Below are 23,675 nucleotides of genomic sequence, written 5' to 3'. Positions count from 1 at the left end.
CCGCGTCAACGCGGCGTGTTGGATCGGGCGTTTCGCAATTCCGGTATGGTGGCGCCGGCTTGCCGTGATCCGGCTATCGGTTCGAAATTCTAGAAATATCGTTCGTTAACATACACATGGTTCGAACCGAAAAAACGATAGCGTTCGCTACAAAGTAGCGATAGCTTCCGAGTCGTTATCGCGTTCGGGGAGAGCAGATGATGACGACATTGCGCAAGGCGACGTTGCTGATGGGTGTGGCTGCGATCTGGGCGGTGCCCGCGGCCGCGCAGGAGAATCCCTCCACGCCCCAGGCGGAAGGCCCGCAGGTCGAGGACATCGTCGTCACCGCGCAGCGCCGCGAACAATCGCTGCAGAAGGTGCCGATCAGCGTCACCACGTTCAGCGCGGCGACCATCGCCTCGCTCAGCGCCGAATCGATCGGCGATCTGGATAGCTTCACGCCGGGCCTGTCGATCAACGACACCTCGGTCACCCAGCCGAGCTTTGCGATCCGCGGCGTGCAGACCGACGATTTCGGCATCGGCACCGAGCCGTCGGTCGGCATTTTCGTCGACGGCATCTATTCGGGGCGGTCGGGATCGTCGCTGATCTTCTTCAACGACATCAAGCGGGTCGAGGTGCTGAAGGGGCCGCAGGGCACGTTGTTCGGGCGCAATACTTCGGGCGGCGCGATCTCGATCATCACCAACAAGCCGAGCCCCAACCGCGAACTGGTCGGTACGCTCCAGATCGGCAATTACGGCAAGGTACGCGCCGATGCGACGGTGAACATCCCGCTGACCGACACGCTCTATCTGCGGCTCAACGGCGTCTCCAACTATCGCAAGGGGTATCTGACCGACGCGCTGACGGGCGAGAAGCGCGAGGGCGAGAACAACAAGTCGGGGCGTGCCGCACTACGCTGGGCACCGACCAGCGACACCGATTTCGTGCTGGCATACGATCATGACGATACCGCCAAGGATGGCCCGTTCGCGATCGGCATCAGCACGCACGCGCTCAGCACCGACCCCGCAGGCCCGTTCGCCAACGACGCGATCGGCGACAAGGAGACGCGGGTGCTGAACGCGGTCTCCTTCACCGCGACGCATCATGCCGGGCCGCTGACCTTCACCAGCATCAGTTCGTTCAAGCATTTCGAGACGCATAATCGCGAGGACGAGGACGGCACGGCCGACCCGACCCGCTATTTCGATACCGAGAATATCGAGAAGAACAGCAGCCTCTATCAGGAATTCCGCGTCGGTTTCGACAATGACCGACTGAGCGCGATCGCGGGCGTCAGCTATTTCCACGAGCGCGGGCGGCAGACCAGCGCGGCGACCCTGCTCACCGACTCGCTCGATCGGATCCTGGGCGATGCGGCGGGCTTCCCCGTCTTCTCGCTGCTCAATTTCTATGGCGGGCTGCCGGTGTTCGGGCTGGAGTACCGCGAGGACATGAACAACCGCGCGGCGAACGATTCCTATGCCGCGTTCGGCGACGCGACCTACAAGCTGACCGACCGGCTGAGCCTGACCGCCGGCATCCGCTACACGCACGACCTGAAGCGCTTCACCTGGACCAATGGCGGCTTCGTCGCGCCGGGGCTGGACGCGATCTCGGCGCCTGGTTCGCTCTACAACGCGATCATCGGCGCGCCGCTGTTTCCGGACGTGCCGATCAGCGTGTCCGACTTCTACCGCGCGACCGTCGGCCCCAGTGGCGTGATCTTCGACGTGGGCGCGCTGGAGGGCGTGCCCTTCACCCGCCGCGCCGCGTTCAGCGACGTCAGCCCGCGCTTCGTGGTTCAGTATGATGCGACGCCGGACGTGCATCTCTATGCCTCGGCGTCGCGCGGCTACAAGGCGGGCGGGTTCAACTCGACCGAGATCAACTCCTTCTTCGAGCCGGAAAAGGTCTGGAATTTCGAAGGCGGATTCAAATCCGAGTTGTTCGATCGCCGGGTGCGCTTCAATCTCTCGGGCTATTATTTCAAGTACAAGAACCGGCAATCGATCAGCCTGGAGCCGAACACCAACCCCAATTGCCAGCTGACGCCGATCCCGCCCGGCACGGTCTGCCTGCCGCAATATGTGACCCGGTCGGGCGATTCAGAAGCGTACGGCGTCGACCTGGAGACTCAATTCGTGGTGTCGCGCGATTTCCGGATTGGGGTGACGGCCGGCCTGATCGAGTCGAAATGGGTCACGCGGATCGAACAGGGCGTCGATATCTCGGGCCAGCCGACCGGCGAGCCGGCGTTCCGCGGCATCGTCAGCGCGCATTACGACCATGACATCGGCCATGGATCGATCTTCGCCGATGCGAGCTACAGCTATACCTCGCACCAGCGGCTGAACGATGCACAGCGCGCGATCGACGCTTCGATCGCATCGTTCGTCGACTGGTCCAAGCTCGGGGCGCTGCGCTCGGCGCGCAATATCGTCAACGCCAAGATCGGCTGGCGCTCGCCCGGCGATCATGTCTCGGTCGCGCTCTATGCCGAGAATTTGCTCGACAAGCGTTATTACCGCACGCTCAACACCATCTCGACGGATATTTTCGAGACGCCTTATGTCCGCGCCGACCGGCCCGGCTTTTACGGCGTGGAGCTTGGCTTCAAGTTCTAGAACAAGGGAGAGGGAATGATGGCGAACAGGATCGCATTGCTCGGCTGCGTCGCGGCGCTGGCACTGATGGGCGGCTGCAGCGGCGGGCCGAAGACCGATGCGCAGGGCTTCGTGATCGACCCCGATTTCGAGAAGAATTTGCAGCAAAAGCTGCTCGACGCGAAGCCGGGCGATGTGATCGACATTCCGGCGGGCAAATATGCGCTGAGCCGCAGCCTGAGCCTGACCGCCAATGGCGTGACGGTGAAGGGCGCGGGCATGGACAAGACCATCCTGTCCTTCGCCAAACAGGCTTCGGGTGCCGAGGGCATGCTCGTCACCGGCGACGATTTCACCATCCAGGACCTCGCCTTCGAGGATTCGAAGGGCGACGCGCTGAAGGTCAACGGGGTGAAGAACACCGTGATCCGCCGCGTGCGCGCCGAATGGACTGGCGGGGGCAAGACGTCGAACGGCGCCTACGGCCTCTACCCCGTGCAGGTGACCAATGTGCTGATCGAGGGCGCGGTGGTGAAGGGTGCGTCCGATGCCGGCATCTATGTCGGCCAGTCGAACAACATCATCGTTCGCGACAACCGGGCGGAGGGTAACGTCGCCGGCATCGAGATCGAGAATTCGAACAACGCCGATGTCTATGGCAACACGGCGACGGGGAATACCGGCGGCATCCTGGTGTTCAACATGCCGAACCTGCCGGTGCCGGGCAGCAAGACGCGCGTCTACAAAAACACTGTCGTGGCCAACAATCACGCCAATTTCGGTGCGAAGGGCAGCGCGGTCAGCTCGGTGCCGCCGGGTTCGGGCGTGATCGTCAATTCGAACGACGAGGTCGAGATCTTCGACAACGACGTGAAGGACAACAAGACGGCGAACGTCATCATCTCGAGCTATTATTCGACCGGCTTCGACACCAAGGCGGGGATCGCGGCGGCCTATGATCCCTTCCCGGAGAATATCTACGTCACCGGCAATCGCTTTTCGGGCGGCGGCGACGACCCCGGCGGGCGTTTCGCGCCGATGAAGGCACTGGGCGGCGGCAGATTGCCGGATGTGTTGTGGGACGGTTTCACCAATCCCAAGCTGAAGACGCCCGGAATCTGCGTCCAGAACGGTGCGGCGAAGCTGCTCAACGTCGACGGCCCTGGCAAGTTCGCCAAGGCGCGGATCGACACCAGCGTGGATTGCGCGCCCGCGGCCCGCCTGCCCGAGATCACATTGCCCGCGGCGATGACGAAGGACAGCGGCAAGCCATCGTGATCGGCAACCCATGACCCTGCGTTTCCTCGCGACGCTGCTCGCGGCGCTGTTCCTGAGTGCCTGTGGCGGGCGGCCCGATGCGGTGACCTTCCACGCCGAGGGCAATCCGGAGAAGCTGTCCGACTGGGGATTGTTCACCGTCTCGGGCGGGCGCATCGCCGCCCGCCCGGACATGGTGACCTATGAGCTGCAAACGCCCTTGTTCAGCGACTATGCGCAGAAATGGCGCACGATCTGGATGCCCAGGGGAGTGCATGCGACCTACAATCCCGATCGCTGGTTCGACTTTCCGGTCGGCACGATCGTCACCAAGACCTTCTATTTCTCCACACCCGCCGGCGCGGCCGCGCCGCAGACCAGCGGCGAGGTGCTGAAGGTGACGCCGGCGACCTATCAGACGGGGGTGAACGGGCTCGATCTCGGCCATGTGCGGCTGATCGAGACACGGCTGCTGGTGCGGCGCGAAAGCGGCTGGGTGGCTTTGCCCTATGTGTGGAATGCGGACGGCACCGATGCCGTGCTGGAGCGCACCGGCGCCGATGTGCCGCTCACGCTGATCGACGGCACCACGCGCACGCCCTTCGACTATAGCGTGCCCAACCAGAACCAGTGCGGCGGATGCCATGTGCAGGACTTCCGCACCCGCGCGATCGCGCCGATCGGCCTCAAGGCGCGCCATCTCAACCGGACCTTCCCGGGGGAGGGCGGGGAGATCAACCAGCTCGGGCGGCTGGTGGCGAAGGGCTATCTCACCGGCGTGCCGAGCATGGGCGTGCCGCAGGATGCGAACTGGCAGGATGCCGGCGCGAGCATCGACGCACGGGGACGGGCCTATCTCGATATCAATTGCAGCCATTGCCACAACCGCGTCGGCGCGGCGCGGACCTCGGGGTTGTGGCTCGATGCCGCGACGAGCGACGCGCGGCTGCTGGGGATGTGCAAGCCGCCGGTCGCGGCGGGGCGCGGTACCGGCGACCGGCCGTTCGACGTGGTGCCGGGCAAGCCCGATGACTCGATCCTGCCCTTCCGCCTTGCCAGCACCGATCCGGGCGTGATGATGCCCGAACTCGGCCGCAGCCTGTCGCACAAGGAAGGGGTCGATCTCGTGACCCGCTACATCACCGCGCTGAAGGGCGACTGCACCGAGAATGACGGACCGAGAGAGGGGGCACGATGAGCTGGGCGAACTGGTCCGGCAGCGTCACGGCGAGCGCGCCGGTGCTGCGGCCCAAGACCGAGGCCGAACTGACGGTCGCAGTGCGCGGTGCCCGCAACGCGCGCGCGGTCGGGGCGGGGCACTCGTTCATGCCGCTGTGCCAGTCGGACGGGGTGATCCTGTGCCTGGAGGACATGGCAGGCACGATGACCGTCGCGCCGGACCGCAGGACCGCGCGCATCCCCGCCGGATGGAGCATCAAGCGCCTGACCGCGGCTTTGTGGGACGAAGGGCTGGCGCTGGCCAACCAGGGCGACGTGAACCCGCAATCGCTCGCCGGGGCGATGGGCACCGGCACGCATGGCACGGGCCGTGACCTGGGCAATCTCTCCACTTTCGCGCGTGGCTTCCGGCTGATCGGCGCGGATGGCGTGGCGATATGGTGCGATGCCACCACCAACGCCGATCTGTTCCAGGCGCAGCGCCTGTCGCTCGGCCTGTTCGGCATCGCGACCGAGATCGAGGTCGAACTGGTGCCCGCCTTCCATCTCGTCGAGCGGATCGAGAAACGACCCTGGGGCGAGATCCGCGAACGTTTCGACGAGCTGGTGGAGCAGGAGCGGCATATCGAGTTCTGGCTGTTCCCGCATGCCGACAGCGTGATCCTGAAGACGCTCCGGCACTGCGATCCCTGCGATCCGCCCGCTTCCACCAGCGATATCGAGGAAGCGACGTTCCGCCATCTGCTCAACCTCGGCGCCTGGATGCCGCCGCTGATCCCGACTTTGCAGCGGATGATGATGAAGACGAACATGGACGGCCGCCGGCGCGGACCGGCCCATGCCATCTTCCCGTCCGATCGCACGATCCGGTTCGAGGAGATGGAATATGAGATGCCCCGCAAGGTCGGACTCGAGACGCTCGACGCGGTGGTGGCGTGGATCCGGCGCAAGAGGCTGCCCGTCGCTTTTCCGTTCGAGTTCCGGGTCGTTGCGGCCGACGACATCTGGATGAGCCCGATGAACAACGGCCCGGTCGCGGCGATATCGATGCATCAATATGCGAAGATGCCGTGGCGCGGCCTGTTCGCCGATGCCGAGGCGATCTTCCGCGAGCATGGCGGACGCCCGCACTGGGCCAAGCGCCATACGCTGACGCGCGCCGATGTGGACCTGCTCTATCCGATGGCGGAACGCTATCGCGCGGTGCGGCGCGCCGTCGATCCCACCGGCAAGTTCCTCAACAAACACATGACGGAGCTGTTCTCGTAATGGACGACCTGGCCCTCCACGCGCATCTGATCGGCCAGCAGGGGTCGCGGAGTGCGCTCAACACCCCGGTGCTGGTGCTCGACATCGAGAAGCTCGATCGGAACATCGCCACGATGCAGGCCTTTGCCGATGCGCGGGGCGTCGCGCTGCGCCCCCATGCCAAGACGCACAAGAGCGTCGATATCGGCCGGCGCCAGATCGCCGCCGGGGCGATCGGCCTGTGCTGCGCCAAGATCGGCGAGGCCGAAGTGCTGGCCGATGGCGGGATCACCGGGCTGCTGATCACCTCGCCGGTCAGCGCGCCCGCTGCGATCGAGCGGCTGGCGGCGCTGGCGAAGCGTGGGATCGGGCTGATGGCGGCGATCGACAATCCCGACATGGTGAAAAGGTGGGACGATGCGCTGACGTCCGCGGGGGCGATGCTGGAGGTGGTGATCGACGTCGACCCCGGCATCCGGCGGACCGGCGTGCCCTCGCCAGAGGCTGCGGTTGCGGTGGCCGAAGCGATCGCGAGGTCCTCGAACCTGACCTGTCGCGGCGTCCAATATTATTGCGGCATGCAGCAGCATATCGAGGATTATGCCGCCAGGCGGGCCGCGATCGTCGACCGCACCGACTATCTGCAGACCGTGATCGCCGCGCTGACCGAGGCGGGATATCAGCCCGAGATCGTCACCGGATCGGGCACCGGCACGCATCATATCGATCTCGAGCTTGGCCTGTTCACTGAGCTTCAGACCGGATCCTATGTCTTCATGGACAAGCAATATCTGGATTGCGACCTGGCGGACGGGCCGGTGCCGCCGTTCGAGACCTCGCTCTCGGTCGATGCTCGGGTGGTGAGCGCGAACCATGACGCGCTGGTCACGATCGACGCCGGCTTCAAGTCGCTGTCGACCGACGGCGGCGCGGCGCAGGTGCAGCGCGGTGCCGCGCCCGGGACGATGTTCATGTTCATGGGCGACGAACATGCCGCGCTTATCGCGCCCGATATCGGCACGCGCCTGCGCCCGGGCGATCCGGTGAGCCTGACCGTGCCGCACTGCGACCCGACGGTGAACCTGTACGACCATTACCATGTCGTCTGCGGCGATACGTTGATGGAGATATGGCCGGTCAGCGCGAGGGGGCGGGCCAGGTGACTCCATAATGCTGCGACAGGGGTTTTCTTGTGTCCCCGCGAAGGCGGGAACCCAGTCTGGGCTCCCGCCTTCGCGGGAGCACAAGGAAGCAGATGGTGCCGCTTTGTGGATGTCTACGGCTCACTCGAACGGGATAAGCATCCGATGAATCTCTCCGCCGATCGCGTGCTGGCGATATTCGTCATCGGGGTGATCGGCGTGCTGATCCCGGGGCTTCAGCCGCAACTGCTCGGCGCGCTGGCGGCTGAGGGGCGGCTGTCGGTCGCGGCGCTCGGCATCCTTGCCACGGTCGAATTGCTGGCGATGGGGATCGCGGCCGGCGCCTCCGGCTTCGTCCTTCCAGTGACCCGGCTCCGTACGATTGCCGGCGCCGCCTTGCTGGTGACCGCTGGCGCCGACCTGCTGACCCCGTTGCTCGGCACCGGGTCGCTGTTCGGCGCCCGGATCATGGCCGGGCTGGGGGAGGGGGTGCTGATCTGGATCGCGATCGGCTTCATCATCCGCACCGATCGGCCCGAGCGCTGGTCGGGCATCTATCTGGCGGTGCAGACCCTGGCGCAGTTCGCCCTGGCCAGCGCGATCGGCTATGTCGCGGCGACCAGCGGCGGCGGGTTCACCACTCTTGGGGCCGTCACCCTGGCTGGCCTGCTGGCACTGCCCTGGCTGCCCCACGCCTATCCGCCCCTGGCGGCGAGCGACGACACGGGCGGTCTGCCGTCGCTGCCCGGCCTCGTCGCGTTGGGCGGTGTCGTGCTCTACCTCGCCTTCATCGTCGCGGTCTGGGTCTATATCGAGCCGCTCGGGCTCGAGCGGGGCGTCTCCCAGGCGACGATCCATCTCGTCGCGCCGCTTTCGCTCGGCATGCAGGTGCTGGGGGCGGGCGCCGCGACCCTGCTTGCCGGGCGCCTGCCGGCGCGGGGGACGATCATGGTGATCGGGTTGATCAATCTCGGCCTGCTGGCGATCATGGGAGCGCCGCCCTCGGCCGAAGCGTTCGTGGCGGCGACGGCGGCGTTCGGCTTCCTCTGGTTGTTCGCCCTGCCGTTCCAGATCCCGATCGCCATCGCCGCCGACCCCAGCCGGCGCTCGGCGCTGCTGATCGGCGGCGCTCAATTGACCGGATCGAGCCTCGGCCCCTTGTTCGCGGGCGTGCTGATCGGGGACGGGGATGTCGCGCATGTGTTGTGGTTCGGCGCGGTTTGCGCGATTGCCGGAATAACGGCGCTGATCGGCGCCGTTTTCATGCGGAGGACGATAGGAGAGCTGTGACGATATCCGGGCTCGCCAGCGAGAAGCGTCCGCGCCCCAAGCAGGAGCGCTCCCAGCAGACCTATGAGTTGCTGCTTGACGTCGCCGGGAATCTTCTTGCCGAGGTCGGCATCGATCGCATCTCGACCAACATGATCTGTTCGCGCGCAGGCCTGACGCCGCCGGCGCTCTATCGGTACTTCAAGGACAAGTACGATGTGCTGGAGGCGCTCGGCCTGCGCCTGATGGCACGGCAGAATATCGTGCTCGAGCAGTGGATCGCGCGCCATGTCGATAAGGGGATCGATGCGCTGCGCGGCGGTATCGAGGAATTGCTGCGCGAAACCGCCGCGGTGACGCAGAGCGAGCCGGGCGCGGTGTGGATCCTGCGCGCGCTGCACGCGTCGCCGCGGCTGGTGCATGTCCGGCTGGAATCGCACCGCTACGTCACCGACAAGCTGGTCGACGCCTATATGCGCTGGCTGCCCGACGCCGATCGTGAAGCGCTGTGGCAGGAAGTGCGGCTGTCGGTCGAACTCGGCTTCGCGGCGGACGAGATGCTGCAGGAAGAGACGCGGGTTTCGGCCGACGCGGTGTTCAGCCGGGTCGCGCGAATCCTGCAGGCGGATAGTGCGGTTCGGGCTGCGGACTAGGCATTTCTCCCCGTTCGTTTCGAGCGAAGTCGAGAAACCTTGCTTGGCGCCCGATCAATGTTTCTCGACTTCGCTCGAAACGAACGGATGGGGTGGCTCTGATTTTACGCTCGATGCGCTAGCGCGACCTCAACGCACAAAGAAAAACCGCCGCCCGGGCAACCCCGGACGGCGGTAATTCATGTCAGCGCTGAACGACTGGATCAGTTGTTCAGATACTCGCCGGCATCCTCGTCGGTGCCGGTGCCCGAGGTCGTGACCGACGCCAGGGCATCGCTGCCCGTGTCGTCGCGCACGTCGCGCTGCAACTCGGCCGCACGCTCTTCCGCCGCCGAATTCGGGGCGATGAGCACTTCCTGCAGACGACGCTGCTGGACGCGGAGCGCTGCGTCGCGGCTGGAGGCCGCGACCCGCAGGCGGTTCATGCCCGCGCCGGTACCCGCCGGGATCAGGCGGCCGACGATGACGTTTTCCTTCAGGCCGATCAGCGTGTCCTGCTTGCCCTGGACCGCCGCCTCGGTGAGGACGCGGGTGGTTTCCTGGAACGACGCCGCCGAGATGAAGCTGCGGGTCTGCAGCGACGCCTTGGTGATGCCGAGCAGAACCGGCTTGCCCTGTGCAGGGGTCTGGTTCTTGGCGATCTTCGAGTTGATGTCGTCCATCTCGTCGCGATCGACCTGCTCGCCGGCCAGCAGCGTGGTGTCGCCGCCATCGGTGATCTCGACCTTCTGCAGCATCTGGCGAACGATCACCTCGATGTGCTTGTCGTTGATCTTCACGCCCTGGAGACGATAGACCTCCTGGATCTCCGACACGAGATATTCAGCGAGCGGCTCGATGCCGAGCACCTCGAGAATGTCGTGCGGATCGGGCGAGCCGCCGATCAAATTGTCGCCACGCTTGACGTAATCGCCTTCCTGGACGTCGATCACCTTCGACTTCGGCACCAGATACTCAACGACCTCGCTGCCATCGTCCGGCTGGATACCGATCTTGCGCTTGGCCTTGTAGTCCTTGCCGAACACGACGCGGCCCGAGACCTTCGCGATGATCGCGTTTTCCTTGGGCTTGCGCGCCTCGAACAGCTCGGCGACGCGCGGCAGACCGCCGGTGATGTCGCGCGTCTTCGCGGCTTCGCGAGAGACACGCGCCAGAACGTCGCCGCCCTGGACCTGCGCACCGTCCTCGACCGAGAGCGTTGCGCCCGGTGCGAGCATGTAGCGGCCGGCCTCGCCCGAACCTTCGTCGAGCAGGGTAAGGCGCGGACGCAGATCCTCCTTCGACTTGGTCGCGGCACGATATTCGGTGACGACACGCTGCGAGATGCCGGTCGCTTCGTCTGCCTGCTCGGTCAGGGTCTTGCCCTCGACCAGGTCGACATACTTCACGATGCCGGGGTTTTCCGTGATCACCGGCATGGTGAACGGATCCCATTCCGCCATCCGGTCGCCCTTCGAGACGATATGGCCGTCGTCGAACATCACGTACGCGCCGTACGGGATGCGATGCACCGCACGCTCGCGGCCATCCATGTCGACGATCGCGACTTCGCCCGAACGGCTCAGCACGACGCGGCGGCCGCGCTGGTCCATGATGATGCGAAGGTCGCGATATTCCATCGTGCCGTCGGCAACCGCTTCGAGGTTCGACTGCTCGTTGAGCTGCGCCGCGCCGCCGATGTGGAAGGTACGCATCGTCAGCTGGGTGCCCGGCTCACCGATCGACTGAGCGGCGATGACGCCGACAGCCTCGCCGATGTTCACCGGGGTACCGCGGGCCAGATCGCGTCCGTAGCATTTGCCGCAGACACCGATCTTGGTCTCGCAGACCAGCGGCGAACGGATCTTCACCGCCTGGGTGCCGATCGCCTCGATCTGCACGATCATCGGCTCGTCGAGCAGGGTGCCCGAAGGGATGACGATCTCGCCGGTCTTGGTGTCGACGATGTCCTCCGCGGTCGTACGACCGAGGATGCGCTCGCCGAGCGACGCGATGGTCGAACCGCCCTGGACGATCGCGCGCATTTCCAGCGCACGCTCGGTGCCGCAATCATTCTCGATGATGACGCAATCCTGCGACACATCGACCAGACGGCGGGTCAGGTAGCCCGAGTTCGCGGTCTTCAACGCCGTATCCGCGAGACCCTTGCGGGCGCCGTGGGTGGAGTTGAAATATTCGAGGACGGTCAGGCCTTCCTTGAAGTTCGAGATGATCGGCGTTTCGATGATCTCGCCCGACGGCTTGGCCATCAGGCCACGCATACCGGCAAGCTGCTTGATCTGGGCCTGCGAACCGCGGGCACCGGAATGGGCCATCATGTAGATCGAGTTGATCGGGGCTTCGCGGCCGTTGGGCAGCTTCTTCACCGACTTGATCTCGTCCATCATGGCGTTCGCCACCTGGTCGCCGCAACGGCTCCAGGCGTCGATCACCTTGTTGTACTTCTCCTGCTGCGTGATCAGGCCGTCCTGATATTGCTGCTCGAAGTCCTTCACCAGGGCGCGGGTCTCGTCGACCAGCGGAACCTTGGCGTCCGGAATGATCATGTCGTCCTTGCCGAACGAGATGCCCGCCTTGAAGGCGTGCTTGAAGCCGAGTGCCATGATCGCGTCGGCGAACAGCACGGTCTCCTTCTGGCCGGTGTGACGATAGACCTCGTCGATCACGTCGCCCACATCCTTCTTGGTGAGGAGGCGGTTGACGGTGTCGAACGGCACCTTCGAGCTCTTCGGGAGGCACTCGCCGAGCAGCATGCGGCCCGGGGTGGTCTCGTAGCGCTTGAGATACTGGTTGCCGGCCTCGTCGGTCTGCGGAACGCGGCTGATGATCTTGGTGTGGAGCGTCACCGCACCGGCCTCGATCGCCTGATGGACCTCCTGCATGTCGGAGATCAGCATGCCCTGGCCGGGCTCGTCCTCCTTCATCATCGAGAGGTAATAGAGGCCCAGGACCATGTCCTGCGACGGCACGATGATCGGCTTGCCGTTCGCCGGCGACAGGATGTTGTTGGTCGACATCATCAGCACGCGCGCTTCCAGCTGGGCCTCGAGGCTCAGCGGGACGTGCACGGCCATCTGGTCACCGTCGAAGTCGGCGTTGAAGGCCGAGCAGACCAGCGGGTGAAGCTGGATCGCCTTGCCTTCGATCAGCACCGGCTCGAACGCCTGGATGCCGAGACGGTGAAGCGTCGGCGCGCGGTTGAGCATGACCGGGTGCTCGCGAATGACTTCGTCGAGGATGTCCCAGACTTCCTTGCGCTCCTTCTCGACCCACTTCTTGGCCTGCTTCAGGGTCATGGAGAGACCCTTGGCGTCCAGGCGGGCGTAGATGAACGGCTTGAACAGCTCGAGCGCCATCTTCTTCGGCAGGCCGCACTGATGCAATTTCAGCTCAGGTCCGGTCACGATGACCGAACGGCCCGAATAGTCGACTCGCTTGCCGAGCAGGTTCTGGCGGAAGCGGCCCTGCTTGCCCTTGAGCATGTCGGACAGCGACTTCAGCGGACGCTTGTTGGCGCCGGTGATCGTGCGGCCGCGGCGGCCGTTGTCGAACAGGGCGTCGACCGCCTCCTGCAGCATGCGCTTTTCGTTGCGGACGATGATGTCCGGCGCGCGCAGCTCCATCAGCCGCTTCAGGCGGTTGTTGCGGTTGATCACGCGGCGATACAGATCGTTCAGATCCGACGTTGCGAAGCGGCCGCCGTCCAGCGGCACCAGCGGGCGCAGCTCGGGCGGGATGACCGGGACGACCTCGAGGATCATCCATTCCGGGCGGTTGCCCGAATCGATGAAGCTCTCGACCACCTTCAGCCGCTTGATGATCTTCTTCGGCTTCAGCTCGGACTTGGTGACCGCCAGCTCTTCCAGCAGGTCCTTGCGCTCGCCCTCGAGATCGAGGCTCTCGAGCATGATGCGGACCGCTTCTGCGCCGATGCCGGCCGAGAACGCGTCCTCGCCATATTCATCCTGCGCGTCGAGCAATTCGTCCTCGGTGAGGAGCTGATACTTCTCGAGCGGGGTCAGGCCCGGCTCGATCACGATATAGGCCTCGAAGTACAGCACGCGCTCGAGCTGCTTGAGCTGCATGTCGAGCAGCAGGCCGATGCGCGACGGCAGCGACTTCAGGAACCAGATGTGCGCGACCGGGGCGGCCAGTTCGATATGGCCCATGCGCTCGCGGCGGACCTTCGAGACGGTGACCTCGACGCCACACTTCTCGCAGACAATGCCCTTGTACTTCATGCGCTTGTACTTGCCGCACAGGCACTCGTAGTCCTTGATCGGACCGAAGATGCGCGCGCAGAACAGGCCGTCACGCTCGGGCTTGAACGTACGATAGTTGATGGTTTCCGGCTTCTTGATCTCGCCGAACGACCAGGACCGGATGCGCTCGGGCGAGGCGATCCCGATCTGGATCTGGTCGAAGGTTTCCGGCTTGGCCACCGGATTGGCGAAGTTGGTCAGTTCGTTCATGTCTCAATTCCCTCCAGGGAAAAATATGCGGGGCGGGACTGGAAGAGCGCTGCCTTTGGGAGGCAGCGCTCGTTCCGTCATTCCGCCGCGATCGCGACGCCGTCCGAGTCGAACTGCTCGATGCTCTTCAGCTCGACGTTCAGGCCCAGCGACCGCATTTCCTTGACCAGCACGTTGAAGCTCTCCGGAATGCCGGCCTCGAACGTGTCGTCACCCTTGACGATCGCCTCATAGACCTTGGTGCGGCCGACCACGTCGTCGGACTTCACCGTGAGCATTTCCTGCAGCGTATAGGCAGCGCCGTACGCCTGGAGCGCCCAGACCTCCATCTCGCCGAAGCGCTGACCGCCGAACTGGGCCTTGCCGCCCAGCGGCTGCTGGGTGACGAGGCTGTACGGGCCGATCGACCGCGCGTGGATCTTGTCGTCCACAAGATGGTGCAGCTTCAGCATGTAGATGTAGCCCACCGTCACCTTGCGATCGAACTGATCGCCGGTGCGGCCGTCGAACAGGTCCGACTGACCCGAGGTGTCGAGCCCGGCGAGCGTGAGCATCGCCGAAACGTCGGCCTCGCGGGCGCCGTCGAACACCGGCGTCGCCATCGGCACGCCGCCGCGCAGATTCTGCGCCAGCTCGATGATCTCGTCGCTCGTCCGCGCATCGATCTCGGCATGGTATTGCTCGCCATAGACGGTCTTGAGGCGATCCTTGACCACATCGGGCATCTGGCCCGGCTTGGGATCGGGGTTCGCTTCGCGCCAATCCTCGAGCGCCTGGGCGATCTGACCGCCCAGGCCGCGCGCGGCCCAGCCGAGATGCGTCTCGAAGATCTGACCGACGTTCATGCGCGACGGCACGCCCAGCGGGTTGAGCACGAGATCGACCGGCGTCCCGTCGGCGAGGAACGGCATGTCCTCCGCCGGCAGGATGCGGCTGATCACGCCCTTGTTGCCGTGACGGCCGGCCATCTTGTCGCCCGGCTGCAGCTTGCGCTTCACCGCGACGAAGACCTTGACCATCTTGAGCACGCCCGGGGGCAACTCGTCGCCGCGCTCCAGCTTCTCGCGACGATCATGGAACTTGTCCGTGATCAGCTTCACCGCGTCGTCATACTGCGCCTTGACCGCTTCCAGATCGCTCTGGATCTTGTCGTCGGCGACGGCGAACTTCCACCACTCGTGGCGGTCGACGCTGTCGAGCAGGTCGGCGTCGATCTCGACGCCCTTCTTGAGGCCCTTCGGCGCCGCGGTCGCGGTCTGTCCGAGCAGCATCTCGCGAAGGCGCGACCAGGTCGCGCGGTTCACGATGGAGCGTTCGTCGTCCGAGTCCTTCTTCAGGCGCTCGATCTCCTCGCGCTCGATCGCCATCGCGCGCTCGTCCTTGTCGATGCCATGGCGGTTGAACACCCGGACCTCGACGACGGTGCCGGCAACGCCCGGCGGCAGGCGGAGCGACGTATCGCGCACGTCCGATGCCTTCTCGCCGAAGATGGCGCGGAGGAGCTTTTCCTCCGGCGTCATCGGCGATTCACCCTTGGGGGTGATCTTGCCGGCCAGGATGTCGCCCGGCTCCACTTCGGCGCCGATATAGACGATGCCCGCCTCGTCGAGGTTGCGGAGCGCCTCCTCGCCGACATTGGGGATGTCGCGCGTGATGTCTTCCGGCCCGAGCTTGGTATCGCGCGCCATGACTTCGAATTCCTCGATATGGATCGAGGTGAAGACGTCGTCCTTCACGATACGCTCGGAGATGAGGATCGAATCCTCATAATTATAGCCGTTCCAGGGCATGAACGCGACGAGCGCGTTGCGGCCCAGCGCCAGCTCGCCGAACTCGGTCGACGGGCCGTCGGCGATGATATCGCCCGCGCGGACCGCGTCGCCCACCTTCACCAGCGGACGCTGGTTGATGCAGGTGTTCTGGTTGGAACGCTGGAACTTCATCAGCGTGTAGATGTCGACGCCCGACTGGCCGGCCTCGACCTCGCCAGTGGCGCGAACCACGATGCGCGCCGCGTCGACCTGGTCGACCACGCCCGACCGCTTGGCCGAGATCGCCGCGCCCGAATCGCGCGCCACGGTCTCTTCCATGCCGGTGCCGACGAACGGCGCCTCGGCGCGCACCAGAGGCACGGCCTGACGCTGCATGTTCGAACCCATCAGTGCGCGGTTGGCGTCATCGTTTTCCAGGAACGGAATGAGCGATGCGGCGACCGAGACGAGCTGCTTCGGCGAGACGTCCATCAAGGTGATGTTGTCCGGGATCGCCATCAGGAATTCGCCTGCCTGACGCGACGAGACGAGGTCTTCGACGAAGCCCTTGCTCGCGTCGAGTTCGGCGTTGGCCTGAGCGATGGTGTGCTTGGCCTCTTCCATCGCCGACAGATAGACGACGTCGTCGGTGACCTTGTGGTCGACGACCTTGCGGTACGGCGTCTCGATGAAGCCGTATTTGTTGACTCGGCTGAAGCTGGCGAGCGAGTTGATCAGGCCGATGTTCGGACCTTCCGGCGTCTCGATCGGACAGATACGGCCATAATGCGTCGGGTGAACGTCGCGGACTTCGAAGCCGGCGCGCTCACGGGTGAGACCGCCCGGGCCAAGCGCCGAAACGCGACGCTTGTGCGTCACTTCGGAGAGCGGGTTGGTCTGATCCATGAACTGCGAGAGCTGCGACGACCCGAAGAACTCGCGCACCGCGGCGACCGCGGGCTTGGCGTTGATCAGGTCGTTCGGCATGACGGTCGACACGTCGACCGAGGACATGCGCTCCTTCACGGCGCGCTCCATGCGGAGCAGGCCGACGCGGTACTGGTTCTCGAGCAGCTCGCCCACCGAACGCACGCGGCGGTTGCCGAGATTGTCGATGTCGTCGATCTCGCCCTTGCCGTCCTTCAGGTCGACCAGAGTCTTCACGACCGCGAGGATATCCTCGGTGCGCAGCGTGGTAACCGTGTCCTCGGCATCGAGGTCGAGGCGCATGTTGAGCTTGACGCGGCCCACGGCCGACAGGTCGTAGCGGTCGGGATCGAAGAACAGGCCGCTGAACAGCGACTCTGCGGTCTCGAGCGTCGGCGGCTCGCCGGGGCGCATGACGCGGTAGATGTCGGACAGCGCCTGCTCGCGCTCCTCGGCCTTGTCGGCCTTGAGCGTGTTGCGGATCCACGGGCCGGTCGCGACATGATCGATGTCGAGCAGTTCGATCCGGTCGATGCCGGCCTTGTCGAGCAGCTCGAGATTCTCGGCCGTCACTTCGTCGCCGGCTTCGATATAGATCTCGCCGGTCGCTTCGTTGATCAGGTCATAGGCCGAATAGCGGCCGAAGATCTCTTCGGTCGGGATCAGCAGGTCGGTCAGGCCGTCCTTGGCCGCCTTGTTCGCGGCGCGCGGGGAGATCTTCTGGCCCGACGGGAACACGACTTCGCCGGTCTTCGCATCGATGATGTCGAACATCGGCTTCTGGCCGCGCCAGTTCTCGGCCTGGAAGGGGATGATCCAGCCGCCCTGGCCGCGGACGAAGGTCACGCGGTTGTAGAAATAGTTGAGGATTTCCTCGGAGTTCAGGCCGAGCGCGTACAGCAGCGCCGTGACCGGCAGCTTGCGCTTGCGGTCGATACGGACGTTGACGATGTCCTTGGCGTCGAACTCGAAATCGAGCCACGAGCCGCGATACGGGATCACGCGCGCCGCGAAGAGATACTTGCCCGATGCGTGCGTCTTGCCGCGGTCATGGTCGAACAGGACGCCCGGCGAACGGTGCATCTGCGAGACGATCACGCGCTCGGTGCCGTTGATGATGAAGGTGCCGTTCTGAGTCATGAGCGGCATGTCGCCCATGTAAACGTCCTGCTCCTTGATATCGAGGACCGACCGGGCCTCGGTATCGGCGTCCACCTCGAACACGATCAGGCGCAGCGTGACGCGCATTGGCGCCGCATAGGTGATGCCGCGCTGGCGGCACTCGTCGGTGTCGAACTTCGGCGGCTCGAGCTCATAGTTCACGAAGTCGAGCTCGGCGGTGCCGGCGAAATCGCGGATCGGGAAGACCGAACGCAGCGTCTTTTCGAGGCCCGACACATAGCCGATCGAGGGATCAGACCGCAGGAACTGTTCGTAGGATTCGCGCTGAACCTCGATCAGGTTCGGCATCTGCACCACTTCGTGGATGTTGCCGAACACCTTGCGGATGCGGCGCTTAAGCGTGCCGCCCTCGATTGCCTTGGTCGCCATGGAGTTTTTCGCCTTACAGCTAGTAATTTCTTGCCCGGAATCCACCGGGCGGGCACGCATAAAGACGCAAAAAGCCGCTCGTTTTCGGGTGTCGAAAACAGCAGCTCCTGGCGTCTTATGAACCCATAGCCCCCAATTCGATCGACATGCTGCGCGACGGCACGTCATTTCCCGAAAGCTGTGGTGAGGGACGCGATATAGGGAGCGTGTTGGAAACTGTCAAATGCCGCGCGCAAAATCGCTTCGTCGGCAGCCAGGAACGGCTCGGCGCGATTCTGGTATTCGGGCGGGTCCGATAGCGGGTTCCCTTCATTGAGTATGCGTCATGAAAAACAAACCCGCAACCCGCCGCGCGTTCGTCGCGCTTGTCCCCGCCGCCTTGCTGCTGGCCGTTCCGGGCCATGCACAAGAGGTCCAACCCGCCACGCCACCGGCCCCGCCGGTGCAGACCGTAGCGCCGCCGTTGTTCGTCCCGACGGTCACGCCGCCGGCCGCCACGGTGGCACCGCCGACGGTGGCGCCGACCGTCACCGCCGAGCCGGAAGCGGCGCCCGCATCGCGCGCCACGACCCGCACCACGCGGACGACTACCCGCTCGACCCGAATCGTCCGTACGCCGGCACCCGCGCCGGTCCGGGCAGCGCCCGCACCTGCGCCGGTCGCAGTCGCTCCGGCCGCCGCCCCGGTCGAGGTGACGCCCGCGCCGGTTACACCAGCGCCCGTCGAGGCGACCGCCCCGGCCCCCGCGCCCGCGCAGGAGGCCGTCACGCAGAGCACCGTCGCGACTGAAGGCGCGCCGATCTGGCCCTGGCTTGCCGCCGGCCTGGTCGCGCTGCTCGCCATTGCCGGCTTCCTCATGATGCGCCGTCGCCGCGCCGACGAAGAGGTCTATTATGAAGAGCCCTATGTGGAGACCATCGCCGAGGCCGCGCCGATCCGCAGCGAACCGGCGCCCTTCGCCCCCAACCCCGAGCCGCAGTTCCTGCGCACCGCGCCGCTCGCCCCAGCCTCTGTCGTGAGCGACGAGCCGGCACCGGTCGCCGCCGAGGAGGCGAGCCTGGCCAAGCCCGAGGCCGAAGAGGTCGCCTCGCTGACCGGGGCTGATGCGCCGGTCGCCGATCGCCCATGGCTCGAAATGTCGCTGCGCCCGGTGCGCGCCGGTACCAATGTCGACGAGGCGCTGGTCGAGATCGAGCTGACCGTCGGCAATTCGGGTTCGGTCGCCGCCAAGGATGTCCGCATCTCGACCTTCATGTTCGCGTCGGGCCCGGCCGGTGACGGCGATGTGGAGCGCATGCTGATCGAACGTGGCGACGACGGCGTGCCGCCGGTCACGATCCGTCCGGGCGAAGGCACGCGTGTCGATGCGACCCTGGCGCTGTCCAAGGCGGATCTGATCGAGAGCACCAATGGCTCGATCCTGCCGATCATCGTCGCGGATGCGCGCTATACGCTGCCGGACGGCAGCGAGGGACGCACCTCCGCTTCGTTCACGATCGGCGTGAGCGAGGAAGGTGGCCCGGCGATGGCGCCGATCCAGCTCAGCGAGCGTGCGATGCACGACGATGTCGAGGCGCGGCTGCACGGTGTTCCCGAGCACGCCTGACACCTGATTGAAGTGAATGCCGGGCCTGTCTTCCGAAGCCGGAAGGCAGGCCCGGTCGCATTCACCGAACGATTTGCCGCAGGGGAAGAAGCTGTCGTATCGCGTTCAGAAATGCCGCGCTAAGGCAGTGAAGTGGGGATAATGTCCAAGTTCGCCGCCCGCCATGTCCGGGCAATGACGCTTCCGTTGGTGGTTTCGGCTGGTGCGGTCGCGCCGGCCTGGGCGCAGAGCGCGCCGGCACCGACTCCGGCACCGACGCCAAATCTGATTCCGGGTCTCGAGAATTTCAGCTTGTCGCCGAACCCCGGGTCGACGGTGACCAGGCCGACGACACCGCCGCCGGTCGTCCGGACGGTGCCCTCTCCGACGCTGTCACCCGCGCCGACGCGCGCGCCAACCCCCACGCAGCCGACGGCGCCTCAACCGCGGGCGAGCGCGACGCCGGTGCCGCGGCCTACGCCGACACCGGCACCTGTCGCGCGGGCACCGGTGGCTGTCGCGACGCCGACGCCGGCGCCACTGCCGACACCAACCGCGAACGCGCCGGTCGCGGTGGAGCCAGTCGTACCCGCATCGGCGGTCCCGGCACCCGTTGCCAGTCCGGCGGCAACGCCGGCCGCCAGCACGGCGGTGGAGCAGGGGGGCTTTTCATGGCCGCTTCTCGGCGGCGCGGGAGCGATCGTCCTGTTGATCGGCGGGCTTGGCTTCTGGTTTCTACGTCGGCGCGAACCGTTCGAAGACGATGAAGAGTTCGTGGCCGAGAACGGAAAGCACGCCCATTTCGATCTGATCGCGGACCGCCCGGAACCACGCCCCGAACCCGCGTCTGCCGCTCGCCAGACGCCGTCGGCCGATTTTGCCCTTCCGTCAGCAACACCGGCGCCATCGCCACAGGCCCAGCCTGCGCTCGATTTCGGCACGCCGCCCAAGCGTGGGGCACATGCGATCTTCGACCTTGGGGCCGTGGCGCTGGAGTCACCCTCGCCGGCAGCTGCCATCGAGGAAGACGCGTCGCAGATTTCAGTGGAAGAGGAAGCTCCGGCTCCTGTGGAAGCGGTAATGCCGGCGCCGGGGCCAGTGCCGGTCGAAGCCGCGCCGCCGCCGGCTGCCGTCGCGACGCCTGTCCGGGCCACGCTCGATATCGAGATCTATGCCAAGCGCGCGGGCACCAATTTATTGAGTGCCGCGGTCGAGTATGACATCGTGGTGAGCAATATCGGCAATGCGATCGCCCAGGGCGTGCAGGTCGATGTGCGATTGCTCAGTGCCGGCGTCGAGCAGGATGGCTGGATCGGGACCCTTTTCTCAAGCCCGATCGAGCGGCCGATCACGCCCGCGTTCGACCTCCTGCCAAAGGGAGCGATCGAACTGAGCGGCATGGCGATGATGCCGAAGGAGATGGTCAGCGTGATGACGGTGCAGGACCGGAAGCTGTTCGTGCCGGTGCTGGCGATCAACCTCCTCTATGGCTGGGAAGGCGGTACCGGTCAGACCGCGACCTCCTATGTGGTCGGGATCGATCGTGGCGAGGGGGCGAAGCTGGCGCCGTTCAGGCTGGACAGCACGCCGCGCATGCATGAGGGCGTCAGTACCTTGCCCTATACCGTTTCGCTGCGGCGTTAGCGCCGCGCTATCGGGCCCGCTCGTTCCGAACGGAAGAATCGATCAAGGGAAAGTCCAGGCCGGAACGGGCGCACCCGTTCCGGCCTGGATCCGAGATTACTTCTGGGTAACGGTCGAGGTCGGAAGGCCCGGGCTGGCCGCATCCGGACCCAGCCGGTTGTTGCCGAACGACTGGACGGTGGCGACACCGGTGGTCTTGATGCCGAACACATTGTTGTACAGCCCGACGTTCGACAGGCGGATCGTCGTGCCGTTGGTCGCGAAGGCGCCGGTATCCAGGCTGCCCGCGATCGTCACGCCGTCCAGATTCGCCGTCGCCGCACCCGAAGCGGTCCATACGCCGCGACCGTTGTTCGAGAGGTTGCTGTTGACGATGGTCGCAGTGCCGCCCGCTTCGACCTTCACGCCGATCCCGGCCTGCGTAATCGTGACGTTGTTCAGGAACGCGGAAACCGCGACGCCGTCGACCGACTTCACGGTCACGCCGGTGTGGATCACGTTGACGATGTCCACGTCGGTCATGTGCAGGGTCGCGCCGACGCTCCCCGCCACAGGTTCGAAGCTGACCGCGGGGACCGATCCGGTGCCCTGGTTCATGATGCTGACATTCTGCAGCGTGAGCGATTTGCCGCCCAGGAAACGCACGCCATAAGTGCCGACGGTTGTGCCTGCACCATCGATGGTGAGGTTGCGCAGAGTCACCTTGATGGTCGGCGCGGTCGCCCCGTTCGGATCGTTGATGATGACGCCCGGGACGCCCGAATTCAGGATCCCGCCGGCCGAGCCGTCGGTGCCTTCGCTGCAATCGAGCGTGATCGACTTGGTGATGGTGACCGAGCCGAAGCCGCCCGGATCGAGGCAATCGATCTCGCCGCCGGCGGCGGTCTTGGAGATCGCGCCTGCCCAGGTCTTGCACGGTGCGGTGCGGCTGCACGGATTGACGTCGTCGCCGACGCCCGAAATCCAGGTGCGCGTCGCCTGCGCGCTGGCCGGCGTCGCGAAGCACAGGCCGAACAGCATCGCCGTCATGGCGACACCAAGCATCTTGATCAAACGTGTCATTAAAGAACCTCCCCCTATTACGCATTGTGCGTGACCAGGCCGGGGCGAAGTCGTTGCCCGATCCGGCACAAGGCACGAAGCGGGAGCGGCGGCCGAGCGACCTGTTGGAACGTGGTTTAGCGCACTTTAATCACCAGTTCCATTGCAAAGGATTCTAATTCTTTCAGTGATTTCCCAACATTGGGCAGTTGGGCGAGGCAGGCTTTGCAGGTTGATCTGGAGCAAGAAAAAGGGCGACTCCTTGCGGAGCCGCCCTTCTCTTGTCTCTGATTCCGAATTGCTCCGGAATGACTTGCGCCGAAGCGAAAGCTTACTTGACCTCGACGGTCGCGCCAGCGGCTTCGAGCTGAGCCTTGATCTTCGCGGCCTCGTCCTTCGAAACGCCTTCCTTGACGGCCTTGGGAGCCGACTCGACCAGCGTCTTGGCTTCGGTCAGGCCGAGCGCGGTGATCGCGCGGACCTCCTTGATGACGTTGATCTTCTTGCCACCGTCGCCGGTGAGGATCACGTCGAACTCGGTCTGCTCTTCAGCAGCCGGGGCAGCGGCACCACCACCAGCGGCCGGGCCGGCAACGGCAACGGCAGCGGCGGCGGAAACGCCCCACTTCTCTTCGAGCAGCTTGGAAAGGTCGGCCGCCTCGAGGACGGTCAGGGCGCTCAGCTGGTCAACCAGCGCGTTCAGGTCTGCCATGATATATTCTCCGTATGGGGGCACTTGCCCCAAGGTTCAGTTCAAAAAGTCTGTCGATGCCTGGCGTCAGGCAGCTTCCTTGTCCTTGTCGGCATAAGCCGCAAACACGCGCGCGAGCTGCGCCGCGGGAGCCTGGGTGACCGTCGCGAGCTTGGTTGCGGGTGCAACCAGGAGGCCCACGATCTTGGCACGCAGTTCATCCAGCGAGGGCAGCGATGCGAGCGCCTTCACGCCTTCGACGTTGAGGACGGTCGCGCCCATCGATCCGCCCACGATTTCGAACTTGTCGTTCGTCTTCGCGAAATCGACCGCAACCTTGGCTGCGGCGACGGGATCGATCGAGGTGGCAAGGCCTACCGGCCCGGTGAGCATGTCGCCCAGCGAGAGATAGTCGGTGCCGTCGAGCGCGATCTTGGCAAGCTTGTTCTTCGAGACCTTATAGGTCGCGCCGGCGTCGCGCATCTTGTTCCGCAGCACAGTGGACTGTGCGACGGTGAGTCCGAGGTTGCGGGTGACGACCACCACGCCGACCTCGGAAAAGGTGCGGTTCAGCTCGGCGACGAACTCGGCCTTTTGAGCACGATCCATGCCATTCTCCACGTTTTTGACCCGTCCGCCGGAACGGAAGGGTCGGTTAAAACCGGAGGCGC

General features: G+C 65.1%; 14 protein-coding genes. 9 read left to right on the top strand and 5 right to left on the bottom strand.

What is annotated here, in order from left to right:
* Positions 1–200: 200 nt before the first annotated feature.
* From AC1RT8_RS16360 to AC1RT8_RS16330, 7 genes are all read left to right on the top strand, one after another.
* On the top strand, positions 201–2,615 hold the full coding sequence (locus tag AC1RT8_RS16360; RefSeq protein ID WP_493076712.1) for a TonB-dependent receptor: 2,415 nt from the start codon (positions 201–203) through the stop codon (positions 2,613–2,615).
* An 18-nt stretch (positions 2,616–2,633) separates the two neighbouring features.
* On the top strand, positions 2,634–3,872 hold the full coding sequence (locus AC1RT8_RS16355; RefSeq protein WP_493076711.1) for a parallel beta-helix domain-containing protein: 1,239 nt from the start codon (positions 2,634–2,636) through the stop codon (positions 3,870–3,872).
* Between the two features lie 10 nt (positions 3,873–3,882).
* Entirely contained in the window at positions 3,883–5,049 is a 1,167-nt protein-coding gene (locus AC1RT8_RS16350; protein WP_493076710.1) for an SO2930 family diheme c-type cytochrome, read from the top strand.
* The gene (locus tag AC1RT8_RS16345) at positions 5,046–6,299 is read left to right on the top strand and encodes a D-arabinono-1,4-lactone oxidase (RefSeq protein ID WP_493076709.1); all 1,254 of its coding nucleotides are present in this window, start codon (positions 5,046–5,048) and stop codon (positions 6,297–6,299) included. The genes AC1RT8_RS16350 and AC1RT8_RS16345 overlap by 4 nt, the downstream gene beginning before the upstream one ends.
* Positions 6,299–7,441: a DSD1 family PLP-dependent enzyme gene (locus tag AC1RT8_RS16340; protein WP_493076708.1), complete on the top strand. Its 1,143-nt coding sequence runs from the start codon at positions 6,299–6,301 to the stop codon at positions 7,439–7,441. Before AC1RT8_RS16345 ends, AC1RT8_RS16340 begins: the two co-directional genes overlap by 1 nt.
* 144 nt (positions 7,442–7,585) lie before the next feature.
* Positions 7,586–8,710 (top strand): hypothetical protein, encoded by a 1,125-nt coding sequence (locus AC1RT8_RS16335; protein ID WP_493076707.1) that lies wholly within the window; start codon positions 7,586–7,588, stop codon positions 8,708–8,710.
* Positions 8,707–9,342, top strand: a complete 636-nt coding sequence (locus AC1RT8_RS16330) for a TetR/AcrR family transcriptional regulator (RefSeq protein ID WP_493076706.1) — start codon at positions 8,707–8,709, stop codon at positions 9,340–9,342. The genes AC1RT8_RS16335 and AC1RT8_RS16330 overlap by 4 nt, the downstream gene beginning before the upstream one ends.
* Before the next feature lie 203 nt (positions 9,343–9,545).
* On the opposite strand, the gene rpoC is transcribed toward AC1RT8_RS16330, so the two are convergent.
* Positions 9,546–13,814, bottom strand: a complete 4,269-nt coding sequence (gene rpoC / locus AC1RT8_RS16325) for a DNA-directed RNA polymerase subunit beta' (protein ID WP_493076705.1) — start codon at positions 13,812–13,814, stop codon at positions 9,546–9,548.
* A 77-nt stretch (positions 13,815–13,891) separates the two neighbouring features.
* Positions 13,892–18,043: a DNA-directed RNA polymerase subunit beta gene (rpoB, locus tag AC1RT8_RS16320; protein WP_493076704.1), complete on the bottom strand. Its 4,152-nt coding sequence runs from the start codon at positions 18,041–18,043 to the stop codon at positions 13,892–13,894.
* 325 nt (positions 18,044–18,368) lie between these two features.
* Between rpoB and AC1RT8_RS16315 the strand changes: the two genes are divergently transcribed.
* Positions 18,369–19,649, top strand: coding sequence for a hypothetical protein (locus tag AC1RT8_RS16315; RefSeq protein ID WP_493076703.1), 1,281 nt, complete (start codon positions 18,369–18,371; stop codon positions 19,647–19,649).
* A 141-nt stretch (positions 19,650–19,790) separates the two neighbouring features.
* A complete protein-coding gene (locus tag AC1RT8_RS16310) occupies positions 19,791–21,272 on the top strand; it encodes a hypothetical protein (RefSeq protein WP_493076702.1) in 1,482 nt (493 codons plus the stop codon).
* A 96-nt stretch (positions 21,273–21,368) separates the two neighbouring features.
* Here AC1RT8_RS16310 and AC1RT8_RS16305 read toward each other — a convergent pair whose 3' ends face one another.
* The 3 genes from AC1RT8_RS16305 to rplJ all read right to left on the bottom strand — a co-directional run bounded on the left by AC1RT8_RS16305 (position 21,369) and on the right by rplJ (position 23,613).
* On the bottom strand, positions 21,369–22,334 hold the full coding sequence (locus AC1RT8_RS16305; protein WP_493076701.1) for a right-handed parallel beta-helix repeat-containing protein: 966 nt from the start codon (positions 22,332–22,334) through the stop codon (positions 21,369–21,371).
* 310 nt (positions 22,335–22,644) lie between these two features.
* A complete protein-coding gene (rplL, locus tag AC1RT8_RS16300) occupies positions 22,645–23,025 on the bottom strand; it encodes a 50S ribosomal protein L7/L12 (protein ID WP_493076700.1) in 381 nt (126 codons plus the stop codon).
* Positions 23,026–23,091: 66 nt separating this feature from the next.
* Entirely contained in the window at positions 23,092–23,613 is a 522-nt protein-coding gene (gene rplJ, locus AC1RT8_RS16295) for a 50S ribosomal protein L10 (RefSeq protein ID WP_493076699.1), read from the bottom strand.
* Positions 23,614–23,675: the final 62 nt, after the last annotated feature.

Source organism: Sphingomonas sp. GW821-FHT10F11 (assembly GCF_058809095.1).
This window is presented reverse-complemented; position numbering and strand designations above follow the sequence as displayed.

What these genes read in the sequence shown, in the direction of transcription:
- AC1RT8_RS16360 (WP_493076712.1), top strand. Translation starts at nt 201, where the DNA reads ATGACGACATTGCGCAAGGCGACGTTGCTGATGGGTGTGGCTGCGATC.
- AC1RT8_RS16355 (WP_493076711.1), top strand. Translation starts at nt 2,634, where the DNA reads ATGGCGAACAGGATCGCATTGCTCGGCTGCGTCGCGGCGCTGGCACTG.
- AC1RT8_RS16350 (WP_493076710.1), top strand. Translation starts at nt 3,883, where the DNA reads ATGACCCTGCGTTTCCTCGCGACGCTGCTCGCGGCGCTGTTCCTGAGT.
- AC1RT8_RS16345 (WP_493076709.1), top strand. Translation starts at nt 5,046, where the DNA reads ATGAGCTGGGCGAACTGGTCCGGCAGCGTCACGGCGAGCGCGCCGGTG.
- AC1RT8_RS16340 (WP_493076708.1), top strand. Translation starts at nt 6,299, where the DNA reads ATGGACGACCTGGCCCTCCACGCGCATCTGATCGGCCAGCAGGGGTCG.
- AC1RT8_RS16335 (WP_493076707.1), top strand. Translation starts at nt 7,586, where the DNA reads ATGAATCTCTCCGCCGATCGCGTGCTGGCGATATTCGTCATCGGGGTG.
- rpoC (WP_493076705.1), bottom strand. Translation starts at nt 13,814, where the DNA reads ATGAACGAACTGACCAACTTCGCCAATCCGGTGGCCAAGCCGGAAACC.
- rpoB (WP_493076704.1), bottom strand. Translation starts at nt 18,043, where the DNA reads ATGGCGACCAAGGCAATCGAGGGCGGCACGCTTAAGCGCCGCATCCGC.
- AC1RT8_RS16315 (WP_493076703.1), top strand. Translation starts at nt 18,369, where the DNA reads ATGAAAAACAAACCCGCAACCCGCCGCGCGTTCGTCGCGCTTGTCCCC.
- AC1RT8_RS16310 (WP_493076702.1), top strand. Translation starts at nt 19,791, where the DNA reads ATGTCCAAGTTCGCCGCCCGCCATGTCCGGGCAATGACGCTTCCGTTG.
- AC1RT8_RS16305 (WP_493076701.1), bottom strand. Translation starts at nt 22,334, where the DNA reads ATGACACGTTTGATCAAGATGCTTGGTGTCGCCATGACGGCGATGCTG.
- rplL (WP_493076700.1), bottom strand. Translation starts at nt 23,025, where the DNA reads ATGGCAGACCTGAACGCGCTGGTTGACCAGCTGAGCGCCCTGACCGTC.
- rplJ (WP_493076699.1), bottom strand. Translation starts at nt 23,613, where the DNA reads ATGGATCGTGCTCAAAAGGCCGAGTTCGTCGCCGAGCTGAACCGCACC.